The 15,728-nt window shown below is 69.8% G+C and carries 16 protein-coding genes; 10 read left to right on the top strand and 6 right to left on the bottom strand.

What is annotated here, in order from left to right; translation table 11 throughout:
• Positions 1 to 121: 121 nt before the first annotated feature.
• From AB0367_RS27580 to AB0367_RS27565, 4 genes are all read right to left on the bottom strand, one after another.
• A complete protein-coding gene (locus tag AB0367_RS27580; RefSeq protein WP_366229347.1) occupies positions 122 to 466 on the bottom strand; it encodes a VOC family protein in 345 nt (114 codons plus the stop codon).
• Entirely contained in the window at positions 466 to 633 is a 168-nt protein-coding gene (locus tag AB0367_RS27575) for a ribbon-helix-helix protein, CopG family (RefSeq protein WP_366229346.1), read from the bottom strand. The genes AB0367_RS27580 and AB0367_RS27575 overlap by 1 nt, the downstream gene beginning before the upstream one ends.
• A gap of 165 nt (positions 634 to 798) precedes the next feature.
• A complete protein-coding gene (locus AB0367_RS27570) occupies positions 799 to 1,893 on the bottom strand; it encodes a class I SAM-dependent methyltransferase (protein WP_366229345.1) in 1,095 nt (364 codons plus the stop codon).
• A gap of 76 nt (positions 1,894 to 1,969) precedes the next feature.
• A complete protein-coding gene (locus tag AB0367_RS27565; protein WP_366229344.1) occupies positions 1,970 to 2,215 on the bottom strand; it encodes a hypothetical protein in 246 nt (81 codons plus the stop codon).
• Positions 2,216 to 2,968: 753 nt separating this feature from the next.
• On the opposite strand from AB0367_RS27565, the gene AB0367_RS27560 reads away from it, so the two are divergent.
• From AB0367_RS27560 to AB0367_RS27520, 9 genes are all read left to right on the top strand, one after another.
• Complete coding sequence (locus AB0367_RS27560) at positions 2,969 to 4,033, top strand: ABC transporter substrate-binding protein (RefSeq protein ID WP_366229343.1); 1,065 nt, start codon at positions 2,969 to 2,971, stop codon at positions 4,031 to 4,033.
• A 63-nt stretch (positions 4,034 to 4,096) separates the two neighbouring features.
• Positions 4,097 to 4,951: an ABC transporter ATP-binding protein gene (locus AB0367_RS27555; protein ID WP_366229342.1), complete on the top strand. Its 855-nt coding sequence runs from the start codon at positions 4,097 to 4,099 to the stop codon at positions 4,949 to 4,951.
• Positions 4,932 to 5,780 (top strand): ABC transporter permease, encoded by an 849-nt coding sequence (locus AB0367_RS27550; RefSeq protein ID WP_366229341.1) that lies wholly within the window; start codon positions 4,932 to 4,934, stop codon positions 5,778 to 5,780. Before AB0367_RS27555 ends, AB0367_RS27550 begins: the two co-directional genes overlap by 20 nt.
• Positions 5,777 to 6,427, top strand: coding sequence for a YcnI family protein (locus AB0367_RS27545; RefSeq protein ID WP_366229339.1), 651 nt, complete (start codon positions 5,777 to 5,779; stop codon positions 6,425 to 6,427). Before AB0367_RS27550 ends, AB0367_RS27545 begins: the two co-directional genes overlap by 4 nt.
• A 24-nt stretch (positions 6,428 to 6,451) precedes the next feature.
• Positions 6,452 to 7,951 carry a copper resistance protein CopC gene (locus tag AB0367_RS27540; protein WP_366229337.1) on the top strand — a complete coding sequence of 500 codons (1,500 nt, stop codon included), beginning with the start codon at positions 6,452 to 6,454 and terminating at the stop codon, positions 7,949 to 7,951.
• A gap of 11 nt (positions 7,952 to 7,962) precedes the next feature.
• Positions 7,963 to 8,850, top strand: a complete 888-nt coding sequence (locus AB0367_RS27535) for a MetQ/NlpA family ABC transporter substrate-binding protein (protein ID WP_366229336.1) — start codon at positions 7,963 to 7,965, stop codon at positions 8,848 to 8,850.
• On the top strand, positions 8,847 to 10,091 hold the full coding sequence (locus AB0367_RS27530; RefSeq protein ID WP_366229335.1) for an MFS transporter: 1,245 nt from the start codon (positions 8,847 to 8,849) through the stop codon (positions 10,089 to 10,091). Before AB0367_RS27535 ends, AB0367_RS27530 begins: the two co-directional genes overlap by 4 nt.
• A complete protein-coding gene (locus AB0367_RS27525; RefSeq protein WP_366229334.1) occupies positions 10,088 to 11,182 on the top strand; it encodes an acyl-CoA dehydrogenase family protein in 1,095 nt (364 codons plus the stop codon). Before AB0367_RS27530 ends, AB0367_RS27525 begins: the two co-directional genes overlap by 4 nt.
• A gap of 48 nt (positions 11,183 to 11,230) precedes the next feature.
• On the top strand, positions 11,231 to 12,541 hold the full coding sequence (locus AB0367_RS27520; protein WP_366229333.1) for an NtaA/DmoA family FMN-dependent monooxygenase: 1,311 nt from the start codon (positions 11,231 to 11,233) through the stop codon (positions 12,539 to 12,541).
• Positions 12,542 to 12,582: 41 nt separating this feature from the next.
• Here AB0367_RS27520 and AB0367_RS27515 read toward each other — a convergent pair whose 3' ends face one another.
• Together AB0367_RS27515 and AB0367_RS27510 are read right to left on the bottom strand one after the other, a co-directional pair.
• Positions 12,583 to 13,515, bottom strand: a complete 933-nt coding sequence (locus AB0367_RS27515) for a LysR family transcriptional regulator (RefSeq protein WP_366229435.1) — start codon at positions 13,513 to 13,515, stop codon at positions 12,583 to 12,585.
• A gap of 436 nt (positions 13,516 to 13,951) precedes the next feature.
• Complete coding sequence (locus AB0367_RS27510) at positions 13,952 to 15,160, bottom strand: acyl-CoA dehydrogenase family protein (protein ID WP_366229332.1); 1,209 nt, start codon at positions 15,158 to 15,160, stop codon at positions 13,952 to 13,954.
• A gap of 221 nt (positions 15,161 to 15,381) precedes the next feature.
• Here AB0367_RS27510 and AB0367_RS27505 point away from each other — a divergent pair, with 221 nt between their 5' ends.
• The gene (locus AB0367_RS27505; protein ID WP_366229331.1) at positions 15,382 to 15,723 is read left to right on the top strand and encodes a carboxymuconolactone decarboxylase family protein; all 342 of its coding nucleotides are present in this window, start codon (positions 15,382 to 15,384) and stop codon (positions 15,721 to 15,723) included.
• The last annotated feature ends 5 nt before the right edge of the window (positions 15,724 to 15,728 follow it).

Raw genomic sequence — 15,728 nt, 5'->3', positions numbered from 1 at the left:
CCTTCTGGCCCCTTCGTGCGCGGTCGTGGGCGCCCATTTCGCTCGATGCTAGCATTCTAGCTTGCTACCATTTAGCGCGCCGGAGGTGAATCACAGACGTCGCGATGCGGCAGTCCCGGCCTCACTTTCCGGCCGGCGCCTCCAGACTCCAGATCCGGCCGTCGGGGTCCCGGACGATCATCCGCCGGGTGCCGTAGTGCGTCTCCTCGAACGGGGTCACCACGTCGAGGGTCGTGTCCGCCGGGAACTTCTCGGCGTCGGGAACCTTCAACACCACCTGGGTCTGCGGCTGCTCATCCTCGGGAATCTCGTTGAGAATCACGTATGGCCCGGAGCCGTTGCGGAGAAGGCCGGAGCCGTGGTCGGAGGTGAACTCGACGTTGAACCCGAGCGCCTGGAGGAACTTGGCCGTCTTACCCCAGTTGTGGGTTTCGAGATACACACCCTCGATGCCATCGGTCGTCATCAGGTCTCCTTCTCGGCTGATGCGGATCGGTGGGCGGCCAGGTAGCTTTCCAGCGCCTCCGCCACAAGCGCCGACAGCGACATTTCGGTTTCGACGGCGTGGTGCTTGACCTCTTTGATGAGATCCACCGGCAGGTAGACGTTGAACTGTTTGACCTCCGCGCCCATCATCAGAGGCTAGCATGTTAGGAAGCTAGACAACTGGTGGCCGGAGTCCCGGCGGAACGGCACAGGTCGCCCGGGGGCGACGCCTGGCAGCACGACGTGACCGCCGCCCGCACAGTCCGCACCCCACTCTCAAGACAATGACTGCATCTGCATGAGCGCAAGCCGTCAGCACACGGCAGCGGATGCCAGCAGGGCGGCGGTCGGCAACGCGAGCAGCCCGTCATCGCTGCGGTAGGCGGCGGTGAGCCTGTCATATTCATGCCGAATGCGGGTGATCATGGTCGGTGGCTGGTGTTCCATCAGCAGACCCGGGGCGCCGATGCCGTTGGCCGGTCCGCTCCACCAGTCCTCTGGATCAGTGTGATGCGTCCAGGTGATTGTGTAGCAATGCACATCGGAAAGTCCGACGTCAGCCAGCAGCGCCGAGAGACCCTCAGGAGTGCGGGGAAAGTCCTTGTCGGCGTCCAGTCTGGGCATAGCGCCAGGGCGTGAGGCGCCGGAGGCATTGAAGATCTCGCCCCAGAGTCGTTGCAGGGGTGGCTGGGGGTAGGGCCAGACTGTCACGGCGATCCGTCCGCCGGGGCGCACGACGCGGCGAAGTTCAACAACCGCGGCCGCAGGGTCACCGACATGGTTGATCACAAAGTTAGCCACGGCTGCGTCGAAGCACCCGTCGGCGAACGGCAGGTTCGGCAGCGTCGCTTGGCGGACTTCGGCTTCGGGAACCCGCAGGCGTGCCAGGTCCACCATGCTCGGCTCCGCGTCGACAGCCACGACGGCAGCGCCACGTGCGCATGCCAGAGCGGCGAGGGTTCCGGGGCCGGTGCCAGCATCCAGCATCCGATGGCCGGCCTCGACGCCCGCCGCATCCAGCAAGGCCTCCGAGGGATAGGCACACAGCGCTGCGAAACTGCGCTGATACGCCGCCGCGCGTCCCGCCCACCGCAACCGCTCGTGATCGTCGAACGATGTCATCGTCACCGTCTCCCACTTCGCCGGCAAACCTTGACCGACAAACGTAGCGGACCTCTGAGTACCACGGGTGCCGTACCGGACCTGGCCGCGCCGGTAGAAGCCGCAGATGCCGAGCAGCCGGCTGGCCCGGATGGTCAGCTCCGGATCGACGGCGGGAGCGTCGGAGCCGCGCAGCCGGGCGGCGATCGCCTCGATGTGCGGGGCGATGCGCGCCCAGTCCGGCCAGGTGTGTACATCCGACTCCGGGCTGCTGCCTGGCGGTATGGCGGCCAGCAGCGCGGCCACCGCGGCCGCGCAGGCGCCCGAGTCGCGATGCCCAGCGCGGATGGCGGTCTGAACCAGGCGGTGGATGTTGACGCCCTCAGCGCTGCCTATCGGAGTTACGGGTCGTCCACCACACCACCGGGGCCGCGATGACCAGCACGACTGCGCCGCAACAGGTGCCGAGGAAGACGGGGTTGAGCATGCTTGTCACGCCGTCGTAGTCTTCGTCGGCCGTCCAGAACGCTCCGACGCCGCAGAGGAGCATTGCGGCGGCGAGCAGTCCGAGGGGCGGGGCCCACCGCCACCACCGGTAATCGTGCGGCGGCGGCGACTGGTCATGCATGCGTGCACGATACGAAAATCACCATGATGTCGCTACCCGCGTAGATGACCGCCCTTCCCGTACCTGGCATACCGCATGATCAGCGGGTAGCTCTCTTTCGGCTGTTCATTGTGGATTTGGATTGCTCCAAGGTTGCCGCGACGCCGCCGACGCCGGTCTGTGCGGCCACATCCATGTCGCGGAGCCTCCGCCCCGCCGATCACCGTCGCGATATCGGCCAGCCGGCCGAGCCCGATCCCGACCGGCGCGGAGTTCTCAGTCGGACCGGACGAGTGTAGTGGTGGCCACTGTCTCAGAAACCGTCTGTCTCAGAAGTCGTCCATGCACACGGCCGACGACCACGAGCGGACCACCTCGCCACTCCCTGAAGTTCAGCTACGGGATTCGTGAAGCGCGGTGGCGTTGATAGCTGCCGTCCGGCGCTTGAGACTTGGCATTGGCCAGCTTGAACACAAAGGGCGGGCCGGCACAGGGCAGCAGATGCCGAGTGCTTCCGGCGTGATCGTCCTGGCCGTGGCGGGCCGCGAAGGCGCGGATCACGCGCAGCGAGACGGAACAGCACCGAACCCGATCACATCCGAGTCCCGGGCGGCGGTGGCCACTGCCCGGATACGACCTTCGGCCCCACTTTCCGCGCACGGACGACCGTCGTGCGCGGCTGCGCGAGAGGAACCGCCCATGAGCGGCAGTAGGGGATACGGGGCAGTCAGAAGCCCCGTCGCTAGGAAACGCCGTGCCGGAAGGCTGTCGAGGGTGATCGCGGCTGCGGCCGCGCTGGCCGCGGCGTCGGCACTGCTGTCCGGCTGCGGCAAGGCCGCCGACAAGGGCTACGTCGCCTTCCGGTTCGCCAACTCACCGACAGCGCTATCGCTGGTCCGGATCGCGGACGAGCTCGGCTACTGGAAGAACGCCGGGGTCCGTCCGGAGTACGTCGGCCCGGCGACGACGGTGCCCGCCACGCAGCTGCTGGACCAGGGCAAGGTGGACATCGCCACCGGTATGCAGAGCGACAACATCACGGCCTACTCGAAGGGCGTCAAGGGTTTCACGGTCATCGCCTCGAGCATGCTCGACCTGCCCAACGAGCCGCACATGGCCTACTTCGTGAAGGCCGGCTCGCCCATCACGCTGAAGAACCTCAAGGCGATCGAGGGCGGCAAGATCGGTGTGTCGGGCGTCAACAGCTGCACGGATCTGGTCATCAAGCGGCTGCTCAAGAGTAACGGGGTGGACCTGAGCAAGGTCCAGTTCGTCGAGCTCAAGGCCGAGCTGGTCGCACCGGCGCTGGAGCGGGGCGACATCGACCTCGGGGTCTTCCACCCGCCGCTGGTGGGCGTGCTGCTCACTCAGAAGAGCAAGTTCACGCAGATCGCGACGTCCTTCGACGACTGGGGTGAGCTGGGCGGCCAGGCGCCGTTCAAGGCGAGCAACAAGTGGCTGAAGGCGCATCCGCAGGCGGCCCGGGAGTTCGTGGGCATCATCGCGAAGACCGCGAACTGGGCCAACGAGCATCCGAAGGAGTCGGCGGAGATCGCCGGCAAGACCACCGGATACCCGGTCGAGCAGACCACCAACTGGCACTACGCGCCCAACGCGCTGCTGGACAAGGCGAGCCTGAACCTGTGGTGGGACCTGGTCGAGCAGGTCGGCGAGGTCACCCCGACCTGGCGCAGCGTCAAGATCGAGGACATGGCGACCAACGCCTACAACCCGTATGCGAAGACCGCCGATCTTCTGGATTCGCAGACCACGAACAAGACGATCATCACTGCCGAGCAGAACTCCGGAATTCTCAACAGCCCGCTGGTCCAGAAGTAGCAGCGTCAAGCGCCGGGCCGTACCAGGCCCGGCGCCTCCTACGCGCGAGGGAAGCCGATTTCGATGAGTCCACAGGTGCTCGGCCATACCCGGCGAGCCGCCTCCAGAAATGGCAGCGGCCCGGAATGGAAGATCGACGCCCGACAGGTTGCCAAACACTACCCGGACGCGCATGCCAAGGGAGGCCTGCACACCGTCCTGGAAGGATTCGATCTGCAGATCTCCAGCGGAGAGTTCGTCTCCCTGCTCGGTCCCAGCGGCTGCGGGAAGTCCACCTTCCTCAACATCCTGGCCGGCCTGGACAGCTACGAGGGCGGTGACGTCCTCGTCGACGGCCGGCACGTCGAGGGGGTCAACAAGGACGTCGGGGTCGTCTTCCAGAGTTACGCGCTGTTTCCGTGGCTGTCGGCGCAGAAGAACGTCGAGGTCGGGCTGAAGATCCGGGGTGTACCGCGAGCGGAGCGCCGCGAGCGGGCGGCGGAGGTGCTGCGGACCGTCGGACTCAGCGCTGCGGCCAACCGGCTGCCGCATCAGCTCTCCGGTGGTATGCGCCAACGCGTCGCGATCGCTCGCGTCCTCGCCTACGAGCCGGAGATCCTGGTGTTCGACGAGCCGTTCGCCGCCCTGGACGCGCAGACCCGCGAGTTCCTGCAGGGCGAGCTGCTGCGCATCTGGGAGTCCGGTGCGACGAAGAAGACCGTCCTGTTCGTGACCCACTCGATCGACGAGGCGATCTTCCTGTCCGACCGGATCGCGGTGATGACCCGCACGCCCGGCCGGGTGAAGGACCTCATCGACGTCGGCCTGCCGCGCCCGCGCAGCACCGAGTCGCGCAGCACCACGGAGTTCACCCGGATCCGCTCGCAGGTCTCGCGGATCCTCGAGGAGGAGGTGCGCATTGGCAACGGCGACGACTGAGCCGGTCCCGGCCGAGGTCGCCGAGGCCGCCGTCAGACGGCCCAAGCGGCCCAACCCCTTCCTCACCAAGTACGACAGGTACCTCTACGGCACCGCCGGCCTGTTCGGATTCCTGGTGATCTGGTGGCTGGCGATCAACCGCGGGCTGATCGATTCCCTCTACCTGTCCACGCCGCAGGACACCGTCACGGCGTTCATCGGCGGCCTCGCGGACGGCTCGATCCTGGCCGACGCGTGGCCGAGTATCCAGCGGGCGCTGATCGGCTTCTCGGTCGCCCTGGTGACGGGGATCGTGCTCGGCATTCTGGTCGGCTCGAACCCGGTGTTCGGCAAGTTCGCCGAGCCCGTCCTGGTGTTCTTCCGCAACCTTTCACTGCTGGCGCTGCTGCCGGTCTTCGTGGCGTTCCTCGGCATCGACGAGGAGTCGAAGATCGCCATCGTGGTCTGGGCCTGCTTCTGGCCGATCTTCATCAACGCGGTGGCCGCGGTCGGCGGCGTGGAGCGCATCCTGATCAACTCGGCTCGGACCCTCGGTGCCGGCAAGTTCTACATCTTCACCCAAGTGGTGCTGCCCGCCGCGGTCCCGGCGTTCTTCCCGGGCATCCGGCTGGCGGCGGCCAACGCCTTCACGGCTCTGGTCGCGGCCGAGCTCGTCGGCGGCGCGCACGGGCTCGGCATCTACATCAACAACGCCAGTCTCCGGTTCCAGACTCCGAAGATCTACGCCGGGATCCTGGCCCTAGGCCTGCTGGGCGTCGCTGTCAACGCGGTGATGGCGCTCCTGCAGCGCTACCTCACCCGGTGGCAGAAGGGGCTGACGACGCGGTGAGGAACTGGCTGGCGGGAGCGGCCGCGGCGGCCGCGCTCGTCCTGATCCCGGCGCCGGCCGACGCACACGTACGGGTCGACGACTCCTCGGCGCCGAAGCGGGGCGGCTACGGCGCGGTCCGGCTGAGCGTGCCGACGGAGAGCGAGAAGGCCTCGACGGTCGGGCTGATCGTGACCATTCCCGAGGATGTCACGCTGACCTCGGCGAAGGTGCTGCCGATCGCCGGGTGGACCGCCAAGGTGGAGACCGTCCAGGACCGGGTGACCAGGATCGTGTGGCAGGCGAAGGACGGCGGCCTCGGTCCGTCCGAGTTCGGAGTCTTCACCTTCTCCGCCGGCCCTTGGCCCAAGGACAAGAGCGCCGTCCCGCTGCCGACGACCCAGCAGTACAGCGACGGGTCGACGGTGGTGTGGGACCAGGTCGCGCTCGACGCCTCCGAGCCGGAGCACCCGGCGCCGATCGTCGTGCTCGGCGCGGCCTCGGCCGAGCACCACCACGGCGCGGTGACGGTGGACGCGGCGCGTGAGGCCGGCGAGGCCTCGCGGAAGGGCCAGGGCGCCTTCGACGGTGCGAACGTCGCGCGGTGGGGACTGATCGCTCTGGCGGTCGCGCTCTCGACGGTCGCGTTGCTTCGCCGGGCGAGGTAGCACGTGGGCCGGCGGTTCGGCGGGGTGATCGTACTGGCGGTCATGGGGATCGTGCTGTGGCCCGCGCCCGCGTGGGCCCACGCGACCCTGGTCAGCACGACGCCCACCGACGGCGGCCACCTCGACTCGGGACCGGCGCTCGTCGCGTTCACCCTCAGCGAGGCCGTGTCGGTGGTGGCGGGGTCACCGCAGGTCGTCGATCAGGACGGCAGACGGTACGAGATCGCCCGGGCCGAGCTGAGCGCGGACCGCACTGTGGTGACGGTGTGGCTCGCCAGGGCACTGCCGGACGGTTCCTTCCTGGCGACCGCGCGACTGTTGTCGGTGGACACGCATGTGGTGTCGGTGTCGGCCGCGTTCACTGTCGGCGCGGCCGACGGGTTGATCACGGCTCACCGCACGGAGGCCACCGGCATCGGCGACCGGATCGTTTCGTACGCCGCCAAGCTGCTGACCTACCTCGGCGCCGTCTCGTCCGCCGGGGTGCTGGTGACGACCGCGTGTCTCTGGCCCCACCTGCGCGAGCGGCGCCGATGGCAGCTCGTCGTCCGCTGGGGCGGCATCCTCCTCGTCGCCGGCCTGACCAGCCGCCTCGTCGTCGACGCCGTGCACCGCTCCGGCGGCTTCACCCGGATCTCGAGCGGCGCGCTGGACGTCACCGGCGGCTTCGGGCTCTCGGCACTGATCGCGCTCGGGGCGCTGCTGCTGCATCTGAACCTGCCGCGCTCGCGGCTCGTCGGCGTGGGCGCCGCCGTGGCCACGGTCCTGGCCGTGACGTACGGCGGGCACGGCGCCGACCCGGCGCTGTTCCCGCTGCCGCTGGCATTGACCGCACTGCACGTGTACGCCATCCTCGCCTGGCTGGGCGGTGTGGTGGTGATCGCGGTGGAGCTGCACCGGGACGTCCCGCTCGCGACGTGGCATCGCTATGCGCTGGCGCATGTGGCGCTGGCGGCGGGCACCGGGGCGGGGCTCGGGCTGCTGCGCGTCCCGGCCCCCGAGGCTCTGCTCACCACGGCCTACGGCAAAGCGTTGATGGTCAAGGTTGCCCTGGTGGCGATGGCCCTCGCCACCGCCGCGGTGGTATATCGCCGCCTCGCCCGGCCCGGCGGCGTCCGGCTCGTCGGCGCTGAACTGCTCCTGGCGACGACCGTCTTCGGCGCCACGGGCGTCCTTTCGTCGGTCGCGCCGGCCAGCGCCAGCTACGACCCGCCGGTACACACGACGGTGAACTTCGGCGGCGGCGCGGTCCTCGACATCTCCATCCCGTCCACGCGCCGTGGCCCGCAACAGCTGATCGTCGAGTCGGCCCGTGAGTCCGCGCTGTCCGTGGACCTGTCCTCCGAAGCGGCCAACGTCGCCCGCCTGCCGGTCCGCTTCGACGCCGCCCAGCGCACCGGCCGGGGCGTCCGGTGGAGCAGCCGCGATCTCGTCGTGCCGGTCCGCGGCAACTGGCAGGTGACCGTCACCTTCACCACCCCGGCCGGCCCTCGGGTCGCTTCCTTCCGCTACGACGTGCGCTGAGAGGAACAACCATGCGACGCATCCTCGCCGGCCTTCTCGTTCTCGCCGGCCTGGCGGCCTGCGGGTCGCGCACCGACGTCACGTACCAGAGCACCACCCGCGCCGACGCGGACACGCTGCTCGTCTACGTCGGGCCCGGCGACTACCGCGAGATCCTGCAGTACGCCGTCGACCATCTGCTGCCGCAGCCGGCGAAGGTCCAACTGGCCGACGCGCCCACGAACGCCGGTCAGAAGGTCGAGGCCGGCGACGCCGACCTCGTCTTCGATCAGGAGGGCCCGGCGTTCGAGGCGGGCAGGGCCGCGTTCCCCTCACTGAACGTCGTGGCCAAGGTCAACGTCATTCCGTACGCGCTGTACTCCTCGAAGTGGAAGGACGTCACGGAAACCCAGTCGTGGGTCAACGCGGGCATCGTCGAGGACGAGGTCCACGGCGAGAGCCTCCCGCACGGCTCCAAGGTCGTCCTGCCAGGCGACGACGAGGGCTTCGCCCGTGGCCTGTACCTGCTGCAGAGCGCCAAGCTGGTGCGGCTGGACCGTCCGTTCGGCGGCACCGCCCCGATGGACCTGTCGATCACCGAGGCCAACGTCAAGGATTCGCTGCGCCACCTTTCGCTGCTGGGCCTGCACTCCGACGTCCACCTGCGGGAGGTCTACCAGCAGTACGACGCCATCGTGCTCAACCCGCGACAGGCGGCGACGCTGGGGCTGAACCCGGCCAAGGACGCGCTCGCCGTCGAGCCCGGCCCCGGCAATCCCTGGGCGCACGTGCTCGTCGCACCGTCCCGTCTGGCCGGCGACCCCCGTGTGCTCGCACTCGCCCACGCCCTGGAGAGTCCTGAGCTGGCGGAGTTCCTGAAGACGAGGTACCCCGGCGCCAACCTTCCGGCGACGCCATGACGACGATCCCTGCGGACCTGCAGCGACGTGCACTTCGTGTGCTCACGGCCGGGCAGGTCGCCGGCGCGGCCGGGCTCGGATCCGCGATCACCGTCGGAATCTACGTCGTCGAGGACATCGTCGGCGTGGACACCCCGTGGCTGGGGCTCGCCGGCGCCTGCGTCACCCTGGGCGCGGCGACGATGGCGCAAGCACTGTCGCGAGTGATGCGCCGGCGCGGCCGGCGGGCCGGCATGCAGCTCGGGTACGGCCTCGCCACGATCGGAAGCCTGCTCGCCTTCGCCGGCGTCGAGACGTCGCTGCTGCCGGTCTTCCTCGCCGGCCTGCTCCTGTTCGGTGCGGGCACCGCCACCAACCTGCTCGCGCGCTACGCCGCCACCGACCTCGCCGCGCCGGATCGCCGGGGTGCGGCGATGGGGCGGATCCTGTTCGCCTCGACCTTCGGCGCCGTGCTCGGCCCGCTGCTGATCGTGCCTGCGGAGCACGCTGGCATGGCGTTCGGCCTGCAGAAGTATTCCGGTCCCTGGCTGCTGAGCGCGCTGCTGTTCACCGGCTCGATGATCAACGTCGCGCTACGGCTGCGCCCCGACCCACTGCTGGTGCTGCAGGCGGCACAGGGCACTGCCGGGCTCGACCGCCCGCTCAGCCTGCGCGTCGCACTGGCAGCGATCCGGCGATCGCCGAACGCCCGCCTGGGCCTCGTATCCATGATCCTCACCCAGCTCGTGATGATCGGGCTGATGGCGATGGCGCCGGTGGTGATGAAGCACCAGCACCACGAGGTGCTCGGCCCGCTCGTGCTCTCCGTCCACCTGGTCGGCATGTACGCATTCAGCCCCCTCGCGGGCCGTTACGCCGACCGGCGCGGCCGGCGCGCGGCACTGCGCACCGGTGCCTGGGTCATGATCGCCGCCAGCGTGTCGTCGCTGGCCGCCGGCCACAGTGTGCCCATCATGTTTCTTTCGATGGGCAGTCTCGGTGTCGGGTCGACGATGGGGCTCATCGCCGGCTCCAGCCTGTTGAGCGACCACGTCCCCGTCGACGTCCGCGTGGCGGTGCAGGGCACCGCCGACCTGCTCACCGCCGCGGCCGGCGGGATCGCCGGCCTTGCCGCCGGTGTGGTCGTCGACCTGCTCGGCTACGGCCTGCTGGGCATCGCCGCCGCGCTGCTCACGCTTCCCATCCTGGCTGGGCTCCGTCGGGAGCCGGCTCGTGTCACGTCGCAAGGAGGTTCCCGATGACCGTCAACACGTCGGCCCACCCGAGGTCGCACCCGGCGTACCGGGAGTTCGCCCGGGTCGTCGAGGAGGTGCTCGCACCGGTCGCCGCGCAGGTCGACCGCACCGAGGTGCCGCGCTCGCACCTCGAGGCCCTGCGCGAGGTCGGCTATTACCGGTGGTTCGTCCCCGAGCAGTACGGCGGGGTCGAGATTCCCCCGGAGGTGAAGGCCGCCGCTGACAACCTGCTGTTCGGCGCCGATCCGTCGACGGCGACCATCGTCACCCAGCACGGCGCCCCGGTCGCGCCCGCGATCGGGGCCGGCACCCCGCAGACCCTGGCGCTGCTGCCGAAGCTGGCCTCCGGTGAGCTGTTCGGCGGGGCGGGTATGGGCCACGTCCGGTCCTGGCCGCAGCGCCGGGGCACGGTGGCCACCAGGGTGCCCGGCGGCTACCGGATCGACGGCGTGATCGGATGGCATTCCGGCTGGGGCCTGACCGACGTGCTGTGGCTGGGCGCGGTCGACGAGGCGCGTGAGGAGTACGTGTTCGGCATCGCCGACCTGCACCACTCCGGGATCACCGGCCGGGTGCTGCCGCTGACCGCGGTCTACGGTTCGCGCACCGCGGAGCTGACGCTGGAGGGCTATCTCCTGTCCGACGCGTACGTCACCGAGGTCGTCCCGGTCGCCGAATGGAAGTCCCGCGACGGCGTGGTCAGCCTCGAGGTGCGCCGCGCCCAGCAGATCGATCCGGATGTCGATCCGGCCGATGTGCCGGTGCTGGCGCCGGTGGGCCCGTACGGCCTGGCCCGCGCCGCGCTCGACGACGCCCTGCGCCGCCACCCCGCAGAGCCGTCGCTGCTGGCGCTCTCCGAGGAGCTCGAGCATGCGGCCGCCACCGTACTTCCGGATCCGCACTGGCGTGCCGTGCTCGACGAGATCGCCGTGCGGGCCACCACCGCCGGCGTCGTGGCGCGCGGCGGCGCCGGCCTGCTGGACGGCGACATCGCTCAGGTCCGCGCGCGTGCCGCCGTCTTCTTCCAGGTTCGCGGCCTCGCCCCGGTCGTCCGTGCCGCCCACTTCGAGACCTACGCCCGTGCGAAGCGTCGCTGAGCCGCTCGGGGCGTGCTGGACTCCGACGAATAGGAGACACCCGACAACATGACGAACGGACGCAGACTGCATCTCGGGCTCAACGCCCCGCCGCTCGGATCGAGCCCGTATGGCTGGCGGCGCGCCGGGATCGACCCGCTCTCCTCGGCCACCGGCGAGTTCTACGCCCGGATCGCCGTCGAGGCCGAGCGCGGCCTCTTCGACGCGCTGTTCCTCAACGACCAGCCGACGCTGCACCCGGGTTGGGAGACGTCCCCGGCGCCACTGCGCCTCGACCCGATCGTCGCGCTGGCGACCGCGGCGCAGCACACCCGGTGGATCGGACTGGTGCCGACCATCTCAACCACCTGGAACCATCCGTACAACCTGGCACGCTCCATCGCCAGCCTGGACCGGGCGTCGCACGGACGCGCCGGCTGGAACGTGGTGACCAGCTACAACCCGAAGATCGCGGCGAACTTCGGGCTGTCGCGGCTGCCGTCCAAACAGGACCGGTACGCCCGTGCCGCGGAATTCATCGACGTCGTCGCCGATCTGTGGCGCACCTGGGCACCCGACGCGATCATCGCCGACAAGCAGACCGGTGTGTTCACCAGGCCCGGCGGGGTCCGGCTCGTCGAGCACCACGGCGCCTACTTCACGGTGCACGGCGGGGCCACCGTCCCGCCGTCGGAGCAAGGGCTGCCGGTGCTGTTCCAAGCCGGCGGCTCTCCCGAGGGCATCGCTTTGGCCGCACGGTACGCCGACGCGGCCTTCGTCTCGACGCCGACCCTGGAGTCCGCGCTCGAGTACCGCGCCAGAGCCGCGGCCGCCGCCACAGCACGGGCAACGGACCGGCCGCGTCTGCTCGTCCTGTCGGGCGCCGCGCTGACGCTCGCCTCGACCGACGAGGAGGCACTGCGCCACCGGATCGAGCTCGAAGGCTCGGACACCGACGCGGTTGGCGTCGGCCACATCGCAGCGCGCCTCGGCATCCCGATCGCCGCGCTCGACCTGGACTCGCCGATCCCGCTCGACCTGGTCGACGTCGAGGCCCGTCGGCGCGATGACTCGGAGGGCTTCGTGAACTCCATCGTCCACGTCGCCCGGACCGGCCGGCCGTTGCGCGAGATCCTGCGCACCGGCGTGGGACATCTCGCCGTCATCGGTTCGCCGGAGAAGGTGGCGGACATCTTCGAGGAGTGGTTCCGCGCCGACGCGGTCGACGGGTTCAACCTGCACTTCGATGTGGTCGAGGAGGGTCTTCCCGCCTTCGTCGACGAGGTGGTGCCGCTGCTGCGCAAGCGCGGCATCTATCGTCACGCTTACGATGGCGGCACCCTGCGCTCACATCTGGGCCTGCCAACACCGCAATGGTAGGGCGCGGCAGTCCCACCGGGCGTTGCCGAGCCGTGGGGTCGTCAGGAGACGAGGTCCAGCCGGGCGCCGCGCAGGGCGCGGAGTGTGCCCTTCGCGATCGTGCGCAGCGACTGCATGATCAGGGCGATGTTCGGATCGCGTCGCCGGCCCTCGCGTGCCGCGGCGCTGATCGCCCGCCCGCCCAGCTCCAGGTCGTCGACGATCAGGCCCTCCAGGTGCGATGGGACCGACAGCCGCGGGACGATGGCCGACGCCACCTCCGTCGCCGCCAGGTCGCAGATGTTCTGGGCGCCGATGAGGCGGTGCTTGACCTGGGGCGTGAATCCGGCCGTGCGACCGGCCCGCATGACCGCGGCACCGAGCCCGGACTCCCGCGGGCCGGTGATCCACGGCTCGTCGGCGAGCGCGACCAGCCCCCGCTTGCGGATGCGCAGGTGTAGCTGGGTCGGCGCCATGAGAACCAGCGGTTCGAAGAGCAGGTGCTCGCTGGCGAGCCCGCCCAGCGACTCCTCGCCGTCGAAGTCGTAGCGGCAGGTGATGGCTACGTCGACCTCACCCTGACGCAGCAGCCGCAAGGCGGTCGCACTCGGCGCCTGCTGTACCTCGATGTGCAGGTCGGGGTGCTCGGCGCTCAGCCGCCGCACCACCGGCGCGGCCAGCATGGGGATGCCCATGTTGAAGGCCGCGATCGCGATCTGCCCGGACGGGGCACCGCAGGTGGCCGCGACGGCGCTGATCGCCTCGTCGACCGCGCCGAGCACCCGGCGCACATGTTCGACGAGCACCTGACCGCTGCGGGTCAGGCCGAGCGTCCGGCCGTCCCGGCGGAACAGGACCGCACCGGCTTCCTTCTCGAGAATTCGCAGCTGCTGTGAGACGGCGGAGCTGGTGATGCTGCGCCGCTCCGCCACGGCCGTCACCGTGCCGAGGTCGGCCAGGTCGCACAGGAGCATCATTCGCCGCAGGTCGAGCATCACGCACCGCCACCGGAACTTGCCATTGTCATGTGAGTATCCAGACCTCATGGGCCTTTCGGGCCTCAGCCGAGGGATCGCAGCCGCGATCCGAAAGCGCCGCCGTGATCCTGTTGCCGCCGGAAACGGTCAGCCGCAACAGATCGCGCTGCATGCGCGCATGAGGTCCACATGACGTCGAGCGACGAGTTCGACCTGATTCACAATGAACAATGGTGGCACACGGGATCGGATAATCCTAGTATCCCCATCTGTAAGATATGGATAACCGTCCCGTAACCGGGGGATCCGCTCAGCCGCTGACGCTCCCGACAGATGGCCTTGTGATGCGACGGCGCGCGTGCGTCGCGCCGGTGGCGGTCGAGCCGCGGATTCGCCTCGACCGCCGACGCACTGCCCACCTCGAAGATCTCCGCGGTGGCGTGAACGGATGAGCCTAGAAGTAGCCGACGGACGGCAGCTGCGCGCCGTTGACGACGACGTCGCCCACGGCGCGCGCCTTGAACACCGTCGGGTTGTGGTTGAACAGGGTGCGCAGGTTGCGCCAGTGCCGGTCGAGGTGGTGCGAGGCGAGGGCGGCCGAGGCGCCACCGGCGCCGAAGAGCGCACCGGCCGCGCGCAGCGCGATCTCCTCGACGCCGACCTTCACCTTCGACGCCTGCAGCGACGCCTCGTGCTCCAGTGCGTCGCTCGGCTCGCCGTGCCTGCGCTGGTGGGCATCCGCGCGCTCCTGGGCGTCGGCCGCTGCCAGTACCGCCGCCTCCACCACGTACGCCGTCGCCGCGAGCTCGCCGACGATCTGCAGGATCTGCGGGTCGTGGCGGGACTCGTCATGGTTGCCCCACGAGTACGAGCGGGTGCGACCACGGACCAGCTCGGCCGCGTCCGCGGCCAACTCGCGCAGGATGCCCGCGGCCACGGCGTGCAGCAGCAGCTGAGCGTGGGCGCCACGCCGGAGGCCGCCTGCCGCGGCTGGCAGCGGCGCCAGCTCGGCGGGGTACACCACGACGTTGTCCAGGATGGTGGTGCCGCTGCCGGTGTGCCGCTGGCCGATGCCGTCCCAGTCGTCGGCGTGCTCCACGCCGTCGCGGTCAGCCGGGATCAGCACGCTGACCTGTCCGCCGTCGGCGTCGTTCGCGGTAACCCGCAGATAGTCGGAGTAGAGACTGCCGGTGCTGTAGAACTTGCGGCCGTTGAGCCGGTACGCGTCGCCGTCGGCCACCAGGGTCGTGTCGTAGGTGTAGACCCCGGCGCGGTTGTTCAGTTCGGCGGCGGCCCCGCCGAACAGCTTGCCGTCGAGCACCTGCGCCAGCCACGGCCGGTCGGCATACCGGTCGTGGTGGCGTAGCAGTTCCTCGACGAAGCCGTAGTGCAGGCGCAGGATGTGCGGGACGTCGGGGTCTGCCTCGGCCAGCCGGATGAACAGGCTGAACGACTCGCGCTTGGTGTAGCCGGCGCCGCCGTCGGCGGAGGGCACCCGGACCGCGCCGAGGCGATGCCGGCGGACCAGTTCGAGGGCGAGGCCGGGGCGCTCGTGCGGTGCCTGGGTGCGGCGCCGGCGGGCGTCGGCGGCGATCGCCGCCAGCACACCGGCGAGCTCGTCGGAGTCGAGCGCCGGCGGGCTGATCGTGGTGGAGAGGGTCATGCGGGCTCCTTCGCCGTGGCGGCGCACTACGGAAACGGTTCCGTCCGCCTGCATCCAGCATGGAAATGCGGGACCGGCCGAACAACGCAGTTGCGCTACCACGTTCCTGTAGTGAAACTTCGGCATCAATCGACATGGCCGGGCCGGGCCCGCGCCGCGCCGGTAAGGGGCTACGATGACCGACGTTAGTTACCCGACAGGCCAGCAGAGCGGACGTGGCGATGACTGACTACCTCAGCCCGGAGGACCGGGCCTACACCAAGGTGTACAAGCAGGAGACCCCCGACATCCTGCAGGCGTTCAGCCAGTTCGAGGGCGCGGTCTTCGCCGCCGAAGGGCGCGCCATTCCGTTGAAGTATCGGGAGCTCATCGCGCTCGGCGTGGCGCTGACGACGCAGTGCGCATACTGCATCGACGGCCACGCCAACCTCGCAGTGAAGGCGGGCGCCTCCCAGGCCGAGCTCGCCGAGGCCGCGTGGGTGGCGGCCGCGCTGCGCGCCGGGGGCGCCTACGCCCACGGCCGCCTCGCGTTCAAGCTCACCGACGAGCAGCACCGCCACTGACCGTG

Origin of the sequence: Dactylosporangium sp. NPDC051484, from assembly GCF_040689395.1 — a bacterium.
In the GTDB taxonomy this organism is placed as follows: domain Bacteria; phylum Actinomycetota; class Actinomycetes; order Mycobacteriales; family Micromonosporaceae; genus Dactylosporangium.
The sequence above is the reverse complement of the archived record's forward strand: the minus strand, read 5'-3'. Positions and strand labels throughout refer to the sequence as shown.